General features: G+C 56.5%; 13 protein-coding genes. 5 read left to right on the top strand and 8 right to left on the bottom strand.

Translation table 11 applies throughout. The features are described from left to right. Window positions 1–92: 92 nt before the first annotated feature. On the bottom strand, window positions 93–647 hold the full coding sequence (locus B5G10_RS02270; RefSeq protein WP_087423146.1) for an XRE family transcriptional regulator: 555 nt from the start codon (window positions 645–647) through the stop codon (window positions 93–95). A 172-nt stretch (window positions 648–819) separates the two neighbouring features. Then, window positions 820–2,247, bottom strand: a complete 1,428-nt coding sequence (locus tag B5G10_RS02265) for a hypothetical protein (protein WP_087423145.1) — start codon at window positions 2,245–2,247, stop codon at window positions 820–822. Between the two features lie 137 nt (window positions 2,248–2,384). Here B5G10_RS02265 and B5G10_RS02260 point away from each other — a divergent pair, with 137 nt between their 5' ends. Together B5G10_RS02260 and lpxB are read left to right on the top strand one after the other, a co-directional pair. After that, on the top strand, window positions 2,385–2,705 hold the full coding sequence (locus tag B5G10_RS02260) for a heavy metal-binding domain-containing protein (protein WP_087423144.1): 321 nt from the start codon (window positions 2,385–2,387) through the stop codon (window positions 2,703–2,705). A gap of 25 nt (window positions 2,706–2,730) precedes the next feature. After that, window positions 2,731–3,858: a lipid-A-disaccharide synthase gene (gene lpxB / locus B5G10_RS02255; protein WP_087423143.1), complete on the top strand. Its 1,128-nt coding sequence runs from the start codon at window positions 2,731–2,733 to the stop codon at window positions 3,856–3,858. Between the two features lies 1 nt (window position 3,859). Here the strand turns inward: lpxB and B5G10_RS02250 are convergent, their stop codons facing one another. The 6 genes from B5G10_RS02250 to B5G10_RS02225 all read right to left on the bottom strand — a co-directional run bounded on the left by B5G10_RS02250 (window position 3,860) and on the right by B5G10_RS02225 (window position 10,538). Beyond that, complete coding sequence (locus B5G10_RS02250; protein ID WP_087423142.1) at window positions 3,860–4,885, bottom strand: ABC transporter ATP-binding protein; 1,026 nt, start codon at window positions 4,883–4,885, stop codon at window positions 3,860–3,862. Beyond that, window positions 4,885–5,937, bottom strand: coding sequence for an iron ABC transporter permease (locus tag B5G10_RS02245; RefSeq protein WP_087423141.1), 1,053 nt, complete (start codon window positions 5,935–5,937; stop codon window positions 4,885–4,887). The genes B5G10_RS02250 and B5G10_RS02245 overlap by 1 nt, the downstream gene beginning before the upstream one ends. Then, window positions 5,934–7,067, bottom strand: a complete 1,134-nt coding sequence (locus tag B5G10_RS02240; RefSeq protein WP_087423140.1) for an ABC transporter substrate-binding protein — start codon at window positions 7,065–7,067, stop codon at window positions 5,934–5,936. Before B5G10_RS02240 ends, B5G10_RS02245 begins: the two co-directional genes overlap by 4 nt. 12 nt (window positions 7,068–7,079) lie before the next feature. Next, window positions 7,080–9,059, bottom strand: coding sequence for an alkaline phosphatase family protein (locus tag B5G10_RS02235; protein WP_087423139.1), 1,980 nt, complete (start codon window positions 9,057–9,059; stop codon window positions 7,080–7,082). A 131-nt stretch (window positions 9,060–9,190) separates the two neighbouring features. After that, window positions 9,191–9,901 (bottom strand): DUF5715 family protein, encoded by a 711-nt coding sequence (locus B5G10_RS02230; protein WP_087423138.1) that lies wholly within the window; start codon window positions 9,899–9,901, stop codon window positions 9,191–9,193. Between the two features lie 25 nt (window positions 9,902–9,926). Further along, on the bottom strand, window positions 9,927–10,538 hold the full coding sequence (locus B5G10_RS02225) for a SagB/ThcOx family dehydrogenase (protein ID WP_087423137.1): 612 nt from the start codon (window positions 10,536–10,538) through the stop codon (window positions 9,927–9,929). A gap of 172 nt (window positions 10,539–10,710) precedes the next feature. Here B5G10_RS02225 and B5G10_RS02220 point away from each other — a divergent pair, with 172 nt between their 5' ends. The 3 genes from B5G10_RS02220 (at window position 10,711) to secA (ending at window position 16,971) form a co-directional block, all read left to right on the top strand. Then, entirely contained in the window at window positions 10,711–11,964 is a 1,254-nt protein-coding gene (locus tag B5G10_RS02220; protein ID WP_087423136.1) for a DUF4105 domain-containing protein, read from the top strand. Beyond that, window positions 11,954–13,537 carry an alkaline phosphatase family protein gene (locus B5G10_RS02215; protein WP_087423135.1) on the top strand — a complete coding sequence of 528 codons (1,584 nt, stop codon included), beginning with the start codon at window positions 11,954–11,956 and terminating at the stop codon, window positions 13,535–13,537. Before B5G10_RS02220 ends, B5G10_RS02215 begins: the two co-directional genes overlap by 11 nt. Before the next feature lie 107 nt (window positions 13,538–13,644). Next, window positions 13,645–16,971, top strand: a complete 3,327-nt coding sequence (gene secA / locus B5G10_RS02210) for a preprotein translocase subunit SecA (RefSeq protein ID WP_087423134.1) — start codon at window positions 13,645–13,647, stop codon at window positions 16,969–16,971. Window positions 16,972–17,095 lie beyond the last annotated feature (124 nt).

Genomic DNA, 17,095 nt, shown 5'->3' with positions numbered 1-17,095 from the left:
GTATCTGAAAGAGAGGAGGGGAAAAATACCCCGCCTTCGATTTGGTTTTGATGTTTATAATGAAAAGGATGGTGGGTCTCCGAACCGCGCGGTCAGAAGATAATGGCCAGGAATTTCACCGGTCGCTCGCCGATGGCTTTCATGCCATGAGGACGCGTAGAGTCGAATATGATGCTGTCGCCCTCGTGGAGCACCAGCTCTTTTTCGCCGATGCACAGGTGCATGCTACCCTCCATCACGATGTTGAATTCTTGTCCCGGGTGGGTGTTGAGGGTGAAGGGAGCCTCGGGGGGTGTAGGCTCTACGGTCACCATGAAGGGGTCGGCCTTGCGGTTGGCAAACCCGGCAGCCAGCGACTGGTATTTATAAGCCTTGGTGCGCTCTACGGCTACGCCCTTGTCCTTGCGGGTGAGGAAATAGGAGTTCATGCGGGGCTCGTATCCAAACATGAGGGCGGGCAACTCCACGCCGTAGTGGCGGGCTATCTGGTGAAGAAAGCTCACGGGAATATCTTTCTCGCCCGATTCGTATCCCAGGTAGGTCTCCAGGTCGATGTGGCAGGTGGCCGCAATATCTTCGGGCTTGAGGTCGAGTGCGTCTCGCAGTCCTACAAGGCGCTCGGCTATTTGTTTGATCTCTTCGCTCATAGTGCTATTATTTAAAGAAGATTTATGTCTCTCACAAAATTAGCAAATTGAGAGCGAAAAAAGAAAAATGAAATAAAAAATAGTCTGGCGACACTATTTTGTAACTTTTATTAAGAAACTGAATGCAATGCGGCAGCCGATATTGCACACATGCAAAACCGGTGTGCAAATTCTATTTTTCAGGCTCGGCCTGAGGCACATACTGGTAGGCTCCGATGTCCACATGTTCGGTGCGAGGGTTGCCATACATATCTTTGTCGAGGGGTGGTACAGCGAAAGCCGGGTCGCCCTTGCCTATGGCCTGCGACTCTTCGGAGCCTATCTCGTAGTTGTAGTAGTAATGTTCTTCGCCAATGGCCTTGAAGAGAGGCATACCGCCCCATACGGTGTTGATGAAGTTGTCGTCGTCGGTACCCATGGAGTTGAAGAGACACGAGCGGAAGAATACGTGGCTGCCCATGAAGTCGATACCCGACACCTCGGAGGTCTTGCCACAGAGAATCGAGTTGTTGAAGCTGGCTCGCAGCAGAGGTAATCCGCCGTCGATCGAGTCGGCTGCGGCGCAGTAATTCACCGTGACGATGGGCGAGGTGATGACACTGTAGAAATAGTAGTTGACGATGGTGCAGTGAGTAAAGTTGGCTACTCCCCCGGTGAGCGATAGCACGGCTCCGGCGGCGTCCGACAGCTCGCTGTTCCAGCAGTTGAGGCGGCTGTAGTTCGAGGTGATGAGGTTGCCCGACGAGTTGCGTATGCGCGAGTTGGCAATCTCGAGCCGGGTCTCTTCGGTGGCACACGAGTCGAGCACGATGCCCGAGCTCATGCCTCGCACATAGGCATAGGAGATGGTGTTGCCCACACTCTCGGGGTAGAAGCGTATGCCGCCCCACTGGCCGCCCAGGTTGTCGTATGGCAGGTCGGAAAAGAGGCGGTCGAGCCGGTCGCCCCGTATCTGTATGGGAGCCTGTTGGGTGCCCTCGGCCTGCAATCGGCCCTGCACCAGCAGCGATGCCCGGTTGTGGAAGTGGAGTCGCGCTCCCGGGTCGAGTTGCAGCGTGGCTCCCGGTGCTACCACCAGACTGTCGTAGATGAGGTAGGGGCGGTCGGCTGTGAGCCGAGTGTCGGTAGTGAGCGTCTCGCCCCGTTTGATAATCACATCCTGACCGTAGGCGGTGAGCTTCACATCCTGTTGCACACCGTTGGTGAGGAATACGATCGAATCGACAATAAAGATGGGGTTATCCTGATTGGTGGGGTCGATGTTGGCCTCGACAAACACGTAGAGGCTGTCTTTGCCCCGAATCTCGACGTTGGTAAAGTAGTCGCCCGACATGCCATCGACATTGATGTGGAACCCCGAGTGCTCGGCGTCGGCCAGCTTGATGCTCGATATGTTGAGCGATTTCTTGTTGGGGTTGTAGATGCGGAACGAGCGGGTAGAGGTACCTATCGTGGTAAATACGGTATCAAAGGCTACCGTATCGGTCGAGAACGCCAGCACATGCGACGGGCTCGTGGTGAAGTCGTCGTCGATGCAACTGGTCAGTCCGGTGACCGCCAGCAGGCATAGCGAAAGTATGGCAACGGTTATGGCTCTCATGATAATATAAAAACGGGGCTCGGGGCGCTTTATTGCAGGGCTCGGCCTATTTCTTTGAAAAGGAGCCGGGGCAGATTTGTAAAATCAGAATCTTTTCTTTAAGTTTGTTCATCGGTAATTATAAAAACAAGACAACTATGTTGATGACGACAACGCCCACGATAGAGGGCCGACGAATTGTAACTTATTATGGCGTGGTCACCGGCGAGACCATTATCGGAGCCAACGTGATGCGTGACTTCATGGCCGGGATACGCGACTTTTTCGGCGGCCGCTCGGGCGCTTATGAAGAGGTGTTGCGCGAGGCCAAGGATACGGCACTCGAAGAGATGGCTCGCGAGGCTCAGAAGCTGGGGGCCAATGCCGTGGTGGGTATCGACCTCGACTACGAGACCGTGGGCGGGTCGGGCAGTATGTTGATGGTGACGTGCAGCGGTACGGCCGTGCGCATCGAATAAGCAGAATTACGTTATCGTTTTGTCTATGAAATACTATCTGATTGCCGGGGAGGCTTCGGGCGACTTGCATGCCTCGAATCTGATGCGGGCGTTGAAGCGGGAGGATCCCGACGCCGAGTTCCGTTTCTTCGGGGGCGACCTCATGGCCGCCTGCGGGGGCACATTGGTAAAGCACTATCGCGATATGGCCTACATGGGCTTTATCCCAGTGCTGATGAACCTCGACAAGGTGTTGGCCAATATGCGACTGTGCAAACAGGATATCGCCGCCCACCGTCCCGATGTGGTGATTCTGGTCGATTACCCGGGTTTCAACCTGAAGATTGCCAAGTATGTGAAGACTCACTTGAATATTCCTGTCTATTATTACATTTCGCCCAAGATATGGGCCTGGAAAGAGTGGCGGGTGAAGAGTATCCGTCGCTATGTCGATAGGCTCTACTCCATCCTTCCCTTCGAGGTCGATTTTTATGCCCGTCATCACTATGCGGTGGAGTATGTGGGCAACCCCACGGTCGATGAGTTGGCGTCGCGACCCTATGCCGACGAGACTTTCGACAGTTTCGTGACCGAGTGCGGGCTGGAGCGCAAGCCCATTATCGCTCTGTTGGCCGGCAGCAGGGTCTCTGAAATCAAAAACAATCTGCCCCTGATGATCGAGGCGGCCGAGTCGTATCCCGAGTATCAACTGGTCGTGGCCGGAGCACCGGGTATCTCGCCCGATCTCTATACGCCCTATCTGCAGGGTCATCGGGTCAAGGTGGTGCAGGGCAAGACCTATCGGCTGTTGCAGCAGAGCCGGGTAGCGCTGGTCACCTCGGGCACGGCTACGCTCGAAACCGCCTTGCTGCGGGTGCCGCAGGTGGTCTGCTATTGGGTAGGCGGAGGCAAACTGTTCTACAAAACGTTCGAGAAGATTTTGCGGGTTCCCTATGTCTCGCTGGTCAACCTCATTGCCGGCGGACCTGTGGTGTGTGAGCTGTTGGGCTACCGGGCTACGGCCGAGAATCTGCGGCGCGAACTGGCCTGTCTGTTCGACGAGGAGAATCGAGAGCGCATGTTGGCGGGCTATAATTTGGTGGCCCGCAGGTTGGGGGCTCCGGGTGCACCCGAGCAGGCGGCCCGCTCCATGGTATCGGCTCTGCGTGGATAAATCACATTGGTTTTCTTAGTTCCTCGATGAGGGTGGCGAAGGTGGCAAACTGCTGCACTCCGGCGGCGGTGTGCAGCGAGAGCGTGTGTGCGTCGGTCACCGTGAGTCGGGGTAGTGACGTGGCGTCGCCGTCGGGGGCGATGCGGCAGCCGTAGCTGTTGCGGTTGAGGGCATTGATTGTCCAGTGGAGCAGGGTGTCGTCGGCGGCCTCGACCACAATCTCTTTCTCCCATTGTACCGAGGGATAGTAACTGCCGTGTGCGCGGTCGAAGCAGATGTCGCGACGGTCGAACAGCGAATCGAGGTCGCCGTTGAGGATGAGGTCCTCGGTCACGCCGCAACGCATCCCGCATCCTTTGCGCAGCAGCCATAGCCGGTCGGCCAGCACGAGAGCCTGCTCGATGTCGTGGGTCGAGAGCAGTATTGCCTTGTTTTGTGAGGTGGCTATGCGGTGCAGCAGGGTCATGGTTTCGATGCGGCTCACGGCGTCGAGAAAGGCGGTGGGCTCGTCGAGAATCACCAGTGGGCACTCCTGGGCCAGCACCTTGGCAATCATCGCTTTTTGTTTTTCGCCGTCGGAGAGTTGGGCCATGTAGGAGTGGGCCTTGTGGGCGATACCCACGGCCTCGATGGCCTCTTCGACCACTTGGCGGTCGTGGCGGTCGAGCCGTCCGAAAAAGCCGGTGTGAGGTTGCCGACCGAGGGCTACCAGTTCATAGACGGTGAGTCCGCCGGTCTGAGTCTTGTCGGTGAGAACGACCCCGATCAGGCGCGAGAGTTCCCGCTCCGAGAGCCCTGTCAGGTCGTCGCCTTCGAGCCGTATCTCGCCCGAGAGGGGCGGTTGTGCTGCAGCCAGGGTGCGCAGCAGGGTCGATTTGCCCGACCCGTTGGCTCCCAGCAGGCAGGTGAGTTCGCCGCGGTGCAGCGCAAAGTGGAGGTCGCCGTGAATCTGCTTCACCCCTTTGTGCCCCGTCTTGTAGCCGATGCTCAACGCTTGTGCCGATAGTATGGTAGTCGTGCTCTCCATCAGTTGAAATATTGTATTTTGCGTTGATTGATAATTACATAGATAATGACCGGCGCTCCCAGTACCGGGGTGATGGCGTTGATGGGCAGGATGCCCGACTCGCCTGGCAGGATGCAGATGAGGTTGCACAGCAGCGTGGTGACGGCTCCGCATAGCAGTGTGACGGGCAGCAGGGTGTTGTGGTTCGAGGTGCCCAGCAGCAGACGGGCGATGTGGGGCACGGCCAGACCGATGAACGAGATGGGACCGCAGAAGGCGGTGGTCGATGCCGTGAGCAATCCCGTGACGATTAGAAGCAGGTTGCGGGTGAGTTTGATGTTCACCCCCAGGTTGGCGGCATAGCGGTCGCCCAGCAGCAGGGCGTTGAGCGGCTTGATGAGGAGGATGGCGATGGCGAGTCCCACCGATACCGACAGGGCAAAGTAGGGCAGCTGTTCGCCGGTGACGCCGCTGAAGTTACCCATGCCCCAAATGGTGTAGGAGTGTACCCCCTCGGCCGTGGCGAAGTAGTTGAGCAGCGAGATGACCGACGAGGTAATGTAGCCCACCATGATGCCCACGATGAGCAGCATGATGTTGTTTTTGACCAGAGTCGAGAAAAAGAGTATCGTACCCAACACGATAATCGACCCGGCAAAAGCCCCCGCGATGATGGCGGTAAAGCCCGTGAGGGTAGTCGATTCGGTGAGCCCCAGGCTCCCTCCGCAGAAGAGCATGACCAAGGCTACCCCCAGGCTGGCCCCCGTGTCGATACCCAGTATCGAAGGCCCCGCCAGCGGGTTGTTGAAGGCTGTTTGCAACAGCAGTCCCGCCACGGCCAGTGCGGCGCCCGAGAGCAGAGCCGCCACCATTTGCGGCAGGCGCGACTCGAGCACGATAAACCGCCACACCTCTTTCTCACCCTCGCCACCGCAAAGGATATCCCACACGGCCGAGGTCGGTATCGATACCGACCCGAACCACAGGTTGGCGGCACAGAGCACGACCAGCAGTAGAAGCAGCAGGGCGATGAGGCGCTTTTCGCGCCGTTTGTCGGGGCGGGAGGTTATCATTCTGACAGCGGTTGATAGTAACGGAATGTATAGTTGGGGAAACGGTCGGGGTGGAAGAGAGCCGCCAGCTCCTGCAAGAGCAGGTCGGGACGGAAGGGTGTCTCTTCGTAGTAGTTGCACTCAGCCGTGTTGCAGCCATAGATTTTATGTTCGCGGAAAGCCTTGAAGCGGGCATAGGGGGCATACTCTTTCTGCAAGGCCCGGTAGGAGAGCTGACCCACGTTGAACGACTTGATGAGCCAGATGTCGGCCTCGCCCGCCCGATTGAATACCGCCTCGAAAGAGAGGGGTATGGATCCCGTTTCGGCATTGTCGCTCCACGGATAGCGGGCCCCGGCGTCGGCAAAGAGGCGCGCCATGTAGCTTTTGCCGCCCGGCATGTACCAGGCCGAGCCGCTTTTCAGTTCGCTGATGACCATCGGGGCCGACTCCGATTGCTCGAGCTGCTGCCGCAGGCTGTTGTAGCGGTTTTCGATTTGGGCGAAGAGCGAGTCGGCCTTGGCCTCTTTCCCATAGAGCAGCCCCAACAGTTTTATCCATTCGGCGCGGCCCAGAGGCGAGGTCTCGAGATAATCGGCGCACTCGATGATGGGAATCCCCATCTTGCCGATGCGTCCGTAGCCCGCATTCTCGAAGGGCGAGAGCAGAATGGCGTCGGGCGAGAGTTCCATCACCCGCTCGATATCGGGGCTCATCGAGTTGCCGGCATCGACCAGTCGGCCGGTCCGGGCCCGCTCGAGCAGTGCGGGAGTCTTGATATAGGAGAGATCGCACACGCCGCCTATCCGGTCGATAGCTCCCAGCAGGTCGATGGCACTTACATGAACCGACGAATAGACCAGCGATTTTTCGAGGGGTGTTCTCACCACCGTGCCTTGCGGCAGTAGGACCGGTAGCTCCTGGTCGCGGGGCACGAGCAGGTAGCGGTGCAGCAGCCGGGTGGTGTCCCAGGGGTTGGTTATCGTCACATCGGTGTAGCCGTCGTGACGGGTAATCGCGAGCAGTTGGGCATAGTGCACGAGCGTATCGTTGGCAGCGCTCCCGTCGTCCTGACGGCTTTTGGGGCTTTGGCATTGCACCGTGAGGAGCAGGAGAAGGGAGAGCGAAATCAGTCGAATCAGTTTGTTCATAACAGCGCGGGTTTAGCGGGGTTGATAACCTATATACTTGCCGGTGAGGCTGTTGCTCATGAGGTATTGAGCCGTTTGCAGAATCGAGAAGGAGTAGTCGCGCAACGACTGCCGGGCTTCGCGGTTGTCGATGTCGCCGCTCTTCTCGATGCCCTTCTCCTGTGCCAGCAGCCACTCCTGGTTCTCCTTGGGTTTATAGATGTAGAAGAGCGAGTCGTTCACACAGCCTATGGCATCGTCCGACGTAAAGACCACCGCAGGGCGTTTCTCCCGCAGCAGGTCCACCCCGAATCCGTTGTTGGTATAGTCGATGTGGAGCAGTCCCAGCAAGGTAGGGGCAATGTCGGTCTGTCCGCCCAGATCGTCGATTTGGCGCGGTTCGATGGTCGAGGGGGCATAGATGAGCAGCGGCACGTGGTTGAAACTGAGGGGCATGTCGCTGCGGGGTGTTCCCACAATCTTCCCGTGGTCGCCCACAAAGACAAAGATGGTGTTGTCGAACCACTCCTCCCGACTGGCCTGGGTGATGAATTGCTCCAGGGCGTGGTCGGCAAACTCGACGATGCGCAGCTCGTCGGTATTGTTGCGGGCCTTGAAATCTTTGGGTATCACATAGGGCGGGTGGTTGCTGATGCTCAACAGGGCGGCGAAGAAGGGTTTGCCTTCGCGGGCCGTCTGGGTGAGTACGGGCAGGGCATATTGGTAGAGGAAGTCATCCTGCACGCCGAAACTGTTGACCACCTTCTCCTTGGGGTAATCTTCCTGAGCAAAGATGCGGTCGAAGCCGTTGGTGCGCAGGTAGCCGTTCATGTTGTCATACTGCGACTCGTGAGTCATGAAGAAGAGGGTGCTGTACCCGTTGTCCTGCAAGATGGTGGGCAGCCCGGCGAAGAAGGGGATGACGGCCCCTTTCATCGAGTTGCGTTTCATGAGGGCCGGGTAGGAGTATAGTGTCGAGTGAATGGCGTGGTTGGTGTGCGTGCCGGCCGAGAAAAATCGGTTGAAGCAGAGCGATTTCGTGGCGATGGTATCGAGGAAGGGGGTCAGTTGCCAGGGGTTGCCGAAGTGCCCCATCAGTTCGGCCGACATCGACTCCATGAAGATGAGCACCACATTCTGGCGGGTTGGTTCGCCCGGATTCTCTACCCGGCGGGCGATGGGCGACACGTCGGGGAGCGAGTCGGTGATGTGGAACTCTCGGCGTACCTGGGCGATAGCCTCGTGGTCGTCCATGAGGTCGATTTCGCGATTCTCCGACTTCGAGGCCTCCAGCGAACTGCGCAGCAGGTTGAATGACGGGCTCACCCCCAGTTGGTTCAGGAACGTGTTGTTGCAATAGTAGGCGGCACTCACCTTGATGGGGTTGTAGCCCACCCGTCCCCGTATGCCGAACATGCACCCGCCTATCAGCACAATCGAGGCCAGCAGCGTGAGCAGCTCGTTGCCCCAATGAAATTTCTCGGCCGATACCCGGTGGATGTCGAGGCAGGTGCGTTGCCGCAGCAGACGGGCCAGATAGACAAACAGGAACGAGAGCGCGAGGAAGAGCACGAAGGCAACGATGTAGGAAAACTCGCCAAACATGAGCCCCAGCGTGGTGCCCGCATAACCGAACCAGTTGAATATCGAGGCGTTGATGTGTTTGAAGAAATAGGCAAAGTAGGGGATATCGGCCGCCGATATGGCAAAGGCCAGTACATAGAATATCGAGAAGAAGATATTCACTCCCTTGAACAGCGCCTTGCCGTAGTAGCCCATCAGAGCGCATACCGATACCACCGTGAGCGGCAGTATCATGATGTAGCAGGCCACCACGTTGTCGAGCCAAAGCCCGCGGGCAAAGGCCTCGGCCCGAGTGAGTACCGACAGGTTCTCACCCGCAAGGTAGTCGTAGCCTTGCAGAAACAACACCAGGCGGAAAGCCGCGAAGAAGAGAAGTCCCAGCAGGTGTATCGACACCAGATAACGCAGGGCATATAGATATCGTTTCATCGGTCGTAATAGGATTAAGCGCTGTAAAGATAGTGAAAGGTGAGAGTCGAGGCAAATGGAAACAGAATTTCCTGCTTTTTGTGTTACTCTGCACTTCCAGCAGGGCCGACCCGGGGGGGGACAGGCCTACTTCATCGGGCGGTAATGTGGAAGCACCCTTGGCGAATCTCGTACTTCACATAGCACTTGTGTGCCTGGCGCAGGTCGTAGAGCACTTCGCCCAGCAGGAGACGCAGGCGGTCGGAGGGAACGGTATAGGTCGAGTCGGTCACGTTGTAGCGGTTGTAGGCAATGTCGAACGTGGTGCCGTAGCGGTGGGCCGAATTTTCGCTGGCGTTGGTGTTGCGCCGGCGTAGCGACCGGATGGACTCGTCGGAGCGGAGTGCGCTGGTGAGGATTATCTGTCGTCCACCCGTGCCGCGACTCATCAGCGAGTCGTTGAAGTTCTTCCCGATGGTCATGAGCAACCATTTGGTCTTGGGGGTGAGGTAGGGAATCGAGTGGGTGAGTTTATCGACGGTGAAGTATTCGCAGCTGTCGATCTTGGCCAGATTCCAAAATCCCAGTTGCCGGGCTTCGTCGAGCGACTCGAGAGGCTCGATGCCGTTTTTGCGGGCACTGGCCAGGTGGCGGTCGTTGAGGTCGTTGAATAGCTTGCGGAAACTGGTATATTGGATGGGACTCTTGGGCCAGCCGGTGACACGGGGTTGAGTTTGCTGCTTCATCTCGAAGGTGTCGATGAGTGAACTCTCGGGATATTCAGGCTCGACCTGCTTGCCTTTGCAGCCGGTGATCAGGAGGATGGAGCAGATGACAAATAGAGACAGTAGGGTGTGACGCATGAGACGAGGTGGTTTCCGGGAGTGGTTATTGAGCCGGATAGCCGACCGTTTGTGTCAATATTACCTTTTGTCGATCGTTCAGTTTCAAGACTTGGGCCAACTCGGCGGCATCGAACGAACCACGCACCACGCTTCCCAATCCGGCCGAGGCACAGTAGAGATAGATGTTTTGGACAATACAGCCGCAATCGACAAACATCATGTCGTTGCCGGGGGCCTTGTCGAGGTCGGCCACAAAAACGATATTGAGCGGAGCTGTGTGAACAAAGGGTTGCATGCCTGCGCTCTTGCGGAAGTCGCCGGCGGCTACCTGTGTCAGCACATTGCGCCGAGCGTCGTAGCCATAGGCTCCCTGGTCGGTAATCACATAGAGCGAAATTTCCTGCCGGTTGAGAGCCGAGGGGGCCGTGCGCTTATCCTCACGGTTGTAGCCCCAGGCTGCCCAAAGCAGGTTGGCCATGGTTTGCGGCTCGATAGCCCGGGTGGTATCGAACTGGCGGGTCGAAGCCCGTTGGGCAAGCGCCTGCATGAGCGGTTGGCCCCCCTGTTTTTGCGGAGCGGGCAACTCAATGTCTTGGGCCGGAGCGAAAAGCGGGGCCATTATGAGTAGTGATAAGAGTAAACCTTTGATTTTCATAATACTTTTTTGTGTGCGATGAGCAAAGATAACGATTTATTTGGAAGAGGCCGATAATAAAATTATAAAAATTATCAAAGTCAAAGAAAATAAAAGAGTGGGCACAAGGGGTAATCGGGTGGAATGTTGTACTTTTACAGCGGTTTTCAATCTCGATGAAAAAAGAGTGCTTATGAAAGTGAAACTATGCGTGATCGCACTGCTCTCGGCTATGTTATGGGGAGCAACCGTGCGGGCGCAAGAGATATCGCAGAGACAAGATTCGATACAACGGGAGGCGGACACGTTGCAGGTGAGCCTGCTCACGTGCGGCCCTGGTACAGAGGTGTATGAGTTGTTTGGCCACACCGCATTGCGGGTGAGAAAATCGGCACCTCGAGCTTTTGACTATGTGTTCAATTACGGGATGTTCGACTTCAACGCGCCCGCTTTTGTGTGGCGCTTTACCAAGGGAGAGACCGACTATTGCCTGGGGGTAAACGATTTCAGGGACTTTCTGCTTAACTATGTCATGCGCGAGTCGCGGGTCGATGAGCAGATTCTCAACCTCACTCCCGAGCAGGAGGCGGCCTTGTATCGGGCCTTGCTCGACAATGCCCAGCCGCAGAATCGGGTATATCGCTATAACTTCCTGTTTGACAACTGTGCCACGCGGCCCCGCAATATGGTCGAGGCAACCCTCGGCAACCGGGTGCGTTATCGCGAACCCGAGGGGGTGTTGCCCACCTTCCGTGAAGAGATTGACCGCTATGCCGAGCGCTGTCCGTGGCTCATATTCGGCATCGACCTGGCGTTGGGCAGCGGGCTGGACCGCCCCATGACCTATCGCGAGCAGATGTTTGGACCTGCAATATTGAAGGAGGCCTTTGACCAGGCCGAGATTCAACTCTCGCCCGATTCGGCCAGTGTGCCGCTGGTGAGTCGTGCCCAGGTGCTCTACGACCCCGAGGTCCCGGCCGAGCCGGGGATAACCCCCTTTTTCCTCACCCCTCTTTTCGTCGCCTGGCTGTTGGCTGCGGTGGTGGCCGGGGTATCGGTCTATGACATCGTTCGGCGACGCAGCTCCCGGGTGTTCGACACGGTATTGTTTGCGGCCTATGGATTGGGAGGGTTGATTATCTTCTTCCTCATGTTCGTTTCGGTACATCCGGCCACCTATCCCAACTATTCGGCCTTTTGGCTCCACCCCCTTTGGTTGCTGGTAGCCCTCTTTATTTGGTTTAAATCTCTTAAAAATATCGTCAGATACTATCATTTTGCTAACTTTGCGGGGCTGTTGATATTCCTGGTGCTGTGGCACTGGATTCCACAGCAGTTCAATGCCGCATTCATTCCGCTGGTGCTGGTGTTGGTGATGCGCTCGTTTACCTACCTGTGGGTAGAACGGGCACCTAAAAAGGCGGAACAGGACGAATATGAAAAATAAAGTATTAGCGACACTACTCCTTTCGCTTCTGGTTGTCCCTTTGGCACAGTCGGCCGACCGCGCTCCACGTCTGGTGGTGGGAATCACGGTCGATCAGCTGCGCACCGACTATCTGGAGGCTCTGCAAAACCTCTTCGGCGAAAAGGGCTTCAAGCGACTGATGAAGGAAGGGGTGGTTTGCGAGAATCTGGTTTTCGATTATCCCAATGTCGATAAGGCTTCGGCCACGGCAACTCTCTATACGGGCACGATGCCTTTCTTTCACGGCATCCCCTCGGAGCGGTTCTTCAACACGACTTTCCAGCGCGAAGAGCTCATCTTGAACGACCCCTCCAAGATAGGCAACTATACCCAGGAGACTTTCTCGCCCGAGCGGCTCAAAACCTCGACCATCAGCGACGAGGTGAAGATTGTGAGCGGTGGCTTGGGTCGGGTCTATTCGGTGGCTCCCGATGCCCAGCAGTCCATCCTCAGTGCCGGGCATGCCGGCAACTGTGCCTTTTGGATCAACGACCGCAACGGCAAGTGGGCCACGACCACCTACTATCGTGATGTGCCCGCCTATATCGAGCAGTTCAATTATGTGCGTTCGCTCTCGGTACGCATCGATACCCTCGCCTGGACGCCGGTCTATACGCCCGACCTCTATACGGCGATACCCTATCTCACCAACGATTTCTCGTTCAAACGCACCTTCTCGCACGACAACCGCGACCGCTTTGTACAGTTCAAGACCACGGCACTGGTCAACCAGGAGATTACCGATGTGGCCGTGGAGTTCCTCGACAAAGGCCTTTTGGGGCGCCGGGGTGTGCTCGACATGCTCAACGTGGGCTATACGGCCGGGGTCTATCTCAATAAAACCGTGCAGGAGTATGGCCTGGAGTTGCAGGATGCCTATGTGCGTCTCGACCGCGACATAGCCCGGCTGCTCGACGAGATCGACAAAACCGTGGGATTCGACCACACGGTCGTGTTCCTGGCCTCGACAGGCTATTTCAAGGGCGAAGCCAAAGAGTCGCCCATCTATAATATCCCCTCGGGCGAGTTCTACCCGAAGCGGGCCGTCGCCCTGCTCAACGTCTATCTCATGGCCCTCTATGGCCAGGGCGACTGGGTAATCGGTTATCAGAACCGGCAGATCTTTCTCAACCGCAAACTCATCAAAGAGCGTGATCTCGATGCCGATGAGATGCGCAACAAGGCGGCCTCGTTTCTCATTCAGATGGCCGGTGTGCAGGATGTATATACCTCGCAACGGCTGTTGTTGAGCCACGGTACCGACCGGCTCGCCTCGATGCGCAACGGTTATTGCCCCAAGCTGTCGGGCGACCTCGTGCTCGACCTTTGTCCCGGTTGGGAGGTGGTGTATGAGGATAATAACGACACTCGCGAGTATGTGCGCATCAATGCCATCCCCGCTCCGTGTTTTATCCTCGCTCCCGACGTGAAACCCGTTCGCATCGCCACTCCCGTGCGGGCTACAGCCATTGCACCCACCGTTTCGCGCCTGTTGCGCATCCGTTCGCCCAACGGTTCTTCCGAGTCTCCGCTCTCCGAAATTCAATACTAATTTCTTCCTTTTTGCGGAGTTAGCAAAATTTGCACTATTTTTGCAGGGACAGATATATCTCCCTGTGTAGGAGGAATCTTTATTAACGAATAAAATAAACACTTTATATGGGATTTAACGATTTAATGAAAAAACTGTTCGGGAACAAGTCGCAGCGCGACTTGAAGGAGATCGAGCCTTATATCCGGAAGATCAAGGCCATATCGCCCGAACTCGAAAAACTTACCAACGATGAGCTGCGCCATCGCATCGATGTAGTCAAGCAGCACATCCAGGATACGGTCGCTCCCGACCGTCAGCGTATCGCCGAGCTCAAAGAGCATGTCGAGACACTCGATTACGACAAGCGTGAATCGACGTGGGAAGAGATTGATAAAATCGAGAAAGAGATCTTGAAAAAGATCGAAGACGTGCTCGACGAGTCGCTCCCCGAAGTCTTTGCCGTCGTGAAAGAGACCGCCCGTCGGTTCTGCAACAACGAGACCATCGAGGTAACGGCCAACGACTTTGACCGCAATCTGGCCGTCGATCACGATTTCGTCCACATCGAAGGCGACAAGGCCATCTATGTGAACCACTGGATGGCCGGTGGCAATGAAGTGGTGTGGGACATGGTACACTACGACGTACAGCTCATTGGTGGCGTGGTGCTGCATAAGGGCAAAATCGCCGAGATGGCAACCGGTGAAGGTAAAACCCTGGTGGCCACCCTGCCGGTATTCCTTAACGCCCTTTCGGGCAACGGTGTACATGTGGTAACCGTCAACGACTACCTGTCGAAACGTGACTCGGAGTGGATGGGCCCGATCTATATGTTCCACGGCCTGTCGGTCGATTGCATCGACAAGCACGAACCCAACTCCGAAGCCCGTCGCAACGCCTACAACGCCGATATTACCTTCGGTACCAACAACGAGTTTGGTTTCGACTACCTGCGTGACAACATGGCCAGTTCGCCGCTCGATCTGGTACAGCGCATGCACAACTACGCCATTGTCGATGAGGTCGATTCGGTGTTGATCGACGACGCCCGTACCCCGTTGATTATTTCGGGCCCTACACCCAAGGGCGACGACCAGATGTTCGAACAGTTCCAACCCAAAGTCGAGGAACTGGTGAAGATGCAGAAAACCTTGGTGACCAAGTTGCTGGCCGAGGCCAAGAGCAAAATAGCCTCCGACGACAAGAAGACCCGCGACGAGGGTGCCGTGTTGCTCTATCGTTGCTTCAAGGGTCTGCCCAAGAATGGAGCTCTCATTAAATACCTCAGCGAGCCGGGCATCAAGCCTTTGATGCTCGAGACCGAGGCTATCTATATGGCCGACAACAATCGCCGTATGCCCGAGATTACCGACGACCTCTATTTCGTGATCGACGAGAAAAACAACAGTATCGACCTCACCGATAAGGGTATCGACGTGATGACCGGCAAGTCGGACGACCCCAACTTCTTCGTGTTGCCCAACATCAGCGAAGAGTTGTCGGACCTCGAGAACCAGGGCCTTTCGCCCGAGGAGAAGCAGAACCGTAAAGACGAGTTGCTGCAGAACTACGCCATCAAGGCCGAGCGCGTTCACACCGTGCATCAGCTGTTGAAGGCCTACACCCTCTTCGAACTCAACGACCAGTATGTGGTTATCGACAACAAGGTGAAAATCGTCGATGAGCAAACCGGTCGTATCATGGAGGGCCGCCGTTACTCCGACGGTCTGCACCAGGCCATCGAGGCCAAGGAACATGTGAAGGTCGAGGCTGCCACGCAGACCTTTGCCACCATCACCTTGCAGAACTACTTCCGCATGTATCACAAGCTGGCCGGTATGACCGGTACGGCCGAGACCGAAGCCGGTGAGTTCTGGGATATCTATAAACTCGACGTTGTGACCATCCCCACCAACAAGCCGGTAGCCCGTATCGATATGAACGACCGGGTTTACAAGACCAAGCGTGCCAAGTACAACGCCGTGATCGAGGAGATTGTGAAGATGGTCGAGGCCGGTCGTCCGGTACTGGTAGGTACCACCTCGGTCGAGATTTCGGAGTTGTTGAGCCGTATGCTCACCATGCGCAAGATTAAGCACAATGTATTGAATGCCAAATACCACCAGCGTGAGGCCGAAATCGTGGCCCAGGCCGGTCAAACGGGAACCGTGACCATTGCCACCAACATGGCCGGTCGTGGTACCGATATCAAGCTGTCGCCTGCCGTGCGCGAGGCCGGTGGTTTGGCCATCATCGGTACCGAGCGTCACGAGTCGCGTCGGGTCGATCGCCAGTTGCGTGGTCGTGCCGGACGTCAGGGCGACCCGGGATCGTCGGTGTTCTTCGTCTCGTTCGAAGATACGGTCATGCGTCTGTTTGCTACCGACCGCGTGGTGAAGATGCTCGACCGTCTAGGACTTAAAGAGGACGAAATGATCGAGCACCGCATGGTGTCCAAGTCGATCGAGAATGCTCAGCGTCGGGTCGAGGAGAACAACTTCGGTATTCGTAAACGGTTGCTCGAGTACGACGACGTGATGAACGCCCAACGTAACGTAATCTATACCAAGCGTCACCATGCCCTCATGGGCGAGCGCATCGGCATCGATATCATGAACATGTTTTACGACACCATCGAGTCGCTGGTTGAGGCTTATGGCGGCAGCAACGACTACGAAGCGCTGTCGATGGAAGTGTTCAAGATTTTTGCCATCGAGATGCCTTTCGACGAGGCCCAGTTCCGTTCGATGCGGAAGAACGAGATTATCGACAGTCTCTACGATGCCGTAGTCACCACCTTCAAGCGCAAGGGCGAACGCATGGCCGAGATTGCCCACATGAATATCAAACCTTTTGTAGAGCAACGGGGCTTGTCAACCGGCATGATACGGGTGCCCATTACCGACGGCAAACGGGTATTCGGTATCGCCTGCGACATCAACGAGGCCTACAAGAGCGAGTCGCAATCGGTGGTTAAGCAGTTCCAGAAAGCCGTGCTGCTCATGACTATCGACGAGGCTTGGAAAGAGCACCTGCGCGAGCTCGACCAGTTGCGTCAGTCGGTACAGAATGCCAGCTACGAGCAGAAAGACCCGCTGTTGATCTACAAGCTCGAGTCGTTCAACCTCTTCAAAGAGATGGTCGAGACGATGAATCGCAAGGCAATCGCCATCCTCATGCGGGGTCAGATCTATATTCAGGAGCCGCAAGATGTGCGCGAGGCTGCTCCCGAGCGTCGCGAGGATTACAGCAAGTACCGCACGCAAAAGGACGACTATCCCGGCCAGACGTCACAAACGGCTCAACCCGGCCAGCCCGGCCAGCCTGCGGCTGCACCGCAACGTCCCCGGGTTACCGAACCTATCAAGGCTGCTCCCCGGGTAGGGCGCAACGATCCCTGTCCCTGCGGTAGCGGTAAGAAGTACAAAAACTGTCACGGGAGAGGTCTTTAATCTCCCTTTTGCCATACGCACGCAACAGGCGATTCCCCTGGGGGGAGTCGCCTGTTGTATTTTTGTGCCACAACGTATGGAGATGGTCGGGTGGAGCAGGAGCTGTGGAGCTCGGGTAGAGGCC

The sequence above is a fragment of the Barnesiella sp. An55 genome (genome assembly GCF_002161555.1).
Lineage (GTDB): Bacteria > Bacteroidota > Bacteroidia > Bacteroidales > Barnesiellaceae > Barnesiella > Barnesiella merdipullorum.
Note: the sequence above shows the minus strand (reverse complement) of the source record. Positions and strands in the feature narration are given on the sequence as shown.

Excerpts from the sequence above, each read along its gene's own strand:
- B5G10_RS02270 (WP_087423146.1), bottom strand. The coding sequence starts at position 647 with ATGAGCGAAGAGATCAAACAAATAGCCGAGCGCCTTGTAGGACTGCGA.
- B5G10_RS02265 (WP_087423145.1), bottom strand. The coding sequence starts at position 2,247 with ATGAGAGCCATAACCGTTGCCATACTTTCGCTATGCCTGCTGGCGGTC.
- B5G10_RS02260 (WP_087423144.1), top strand. The coding sequence starts at position 2,385 with ATGTTGATGACGACAACGCCCACGATAGAGGGCCGACGAATTGTAACT.
- lpxB (WP_087423143.1), top strand. The coding sequence starts at position 2,731 with ATGAAATACTATCTGATTGCCGGGGAGGCTTCGGGCGACTTGCATGCC.
- B5G10_RS02250 (WP_087423142.1), bottom strand. The coding sequence starts at position 4,885 with ATGGAGAGCACGACTACCATACTATCGGCACAAGCGTTGAGCATCGGC.
- B5G10_RS02245 (WP_087423141.1), bottom strand. The coding sequence starts at position 5,937 with ATGATAACCTCCCGCCCCGACAAACGGCGCGAAAAGCGCCTCATCGCC.
- B5G10_RS02240 (WP_087423140.1), bottom strand. The coding sequence starts at position 7,067 with ATGAACAAACTGATTCGACTGATTTCGCTCTCCCTTCTCCTGCTCCTC.
- B5G10_RS02235 (WP_087423139.1), bottom strand. The coding sequence starts at position 9,059 with ATGAAACGATATCTATATGCCCTGCGTTATCTGGTGTCGATACACCTG.
- B5G10_RS02230 (WP_087423138.1), bottom strand. The coding sequence starts at position 9,901 with ATGCGTCACACCCTACTGTCTCTATTTGTCATCTGCTCCATCCTCCTG.
- B5G10_RS02225 (WP_087423137.1), bottom strand. The coding sequence starts at position 10,538 with ATGAAAATCAAAGGTTTACTCTTATCACTACTCATAATGGCCCCGCTT.
- B5G10_RS02220 (WP_087423136.1), top strand. The coding sequence starts at position 10,711 with ATGAAAGTGAAACTATGCGTGATCGCACTGCTCTCGGCTATGTTATGG.
- B5G10_RS02215 (WP_087423135.1), top strand. The coding sequence starts at position 11,954 with ATGAAAAATAAAGTATTAGCGACACTACTCCTTTCGCTTCTGGTTGTC.
- secA (WP_087423134.1), top strand. The coding sequence starts at position 13,645 with ATGGGATTTAACGATTTAATGAAAAAACTGTTCGGGAACAAGTCGCAG.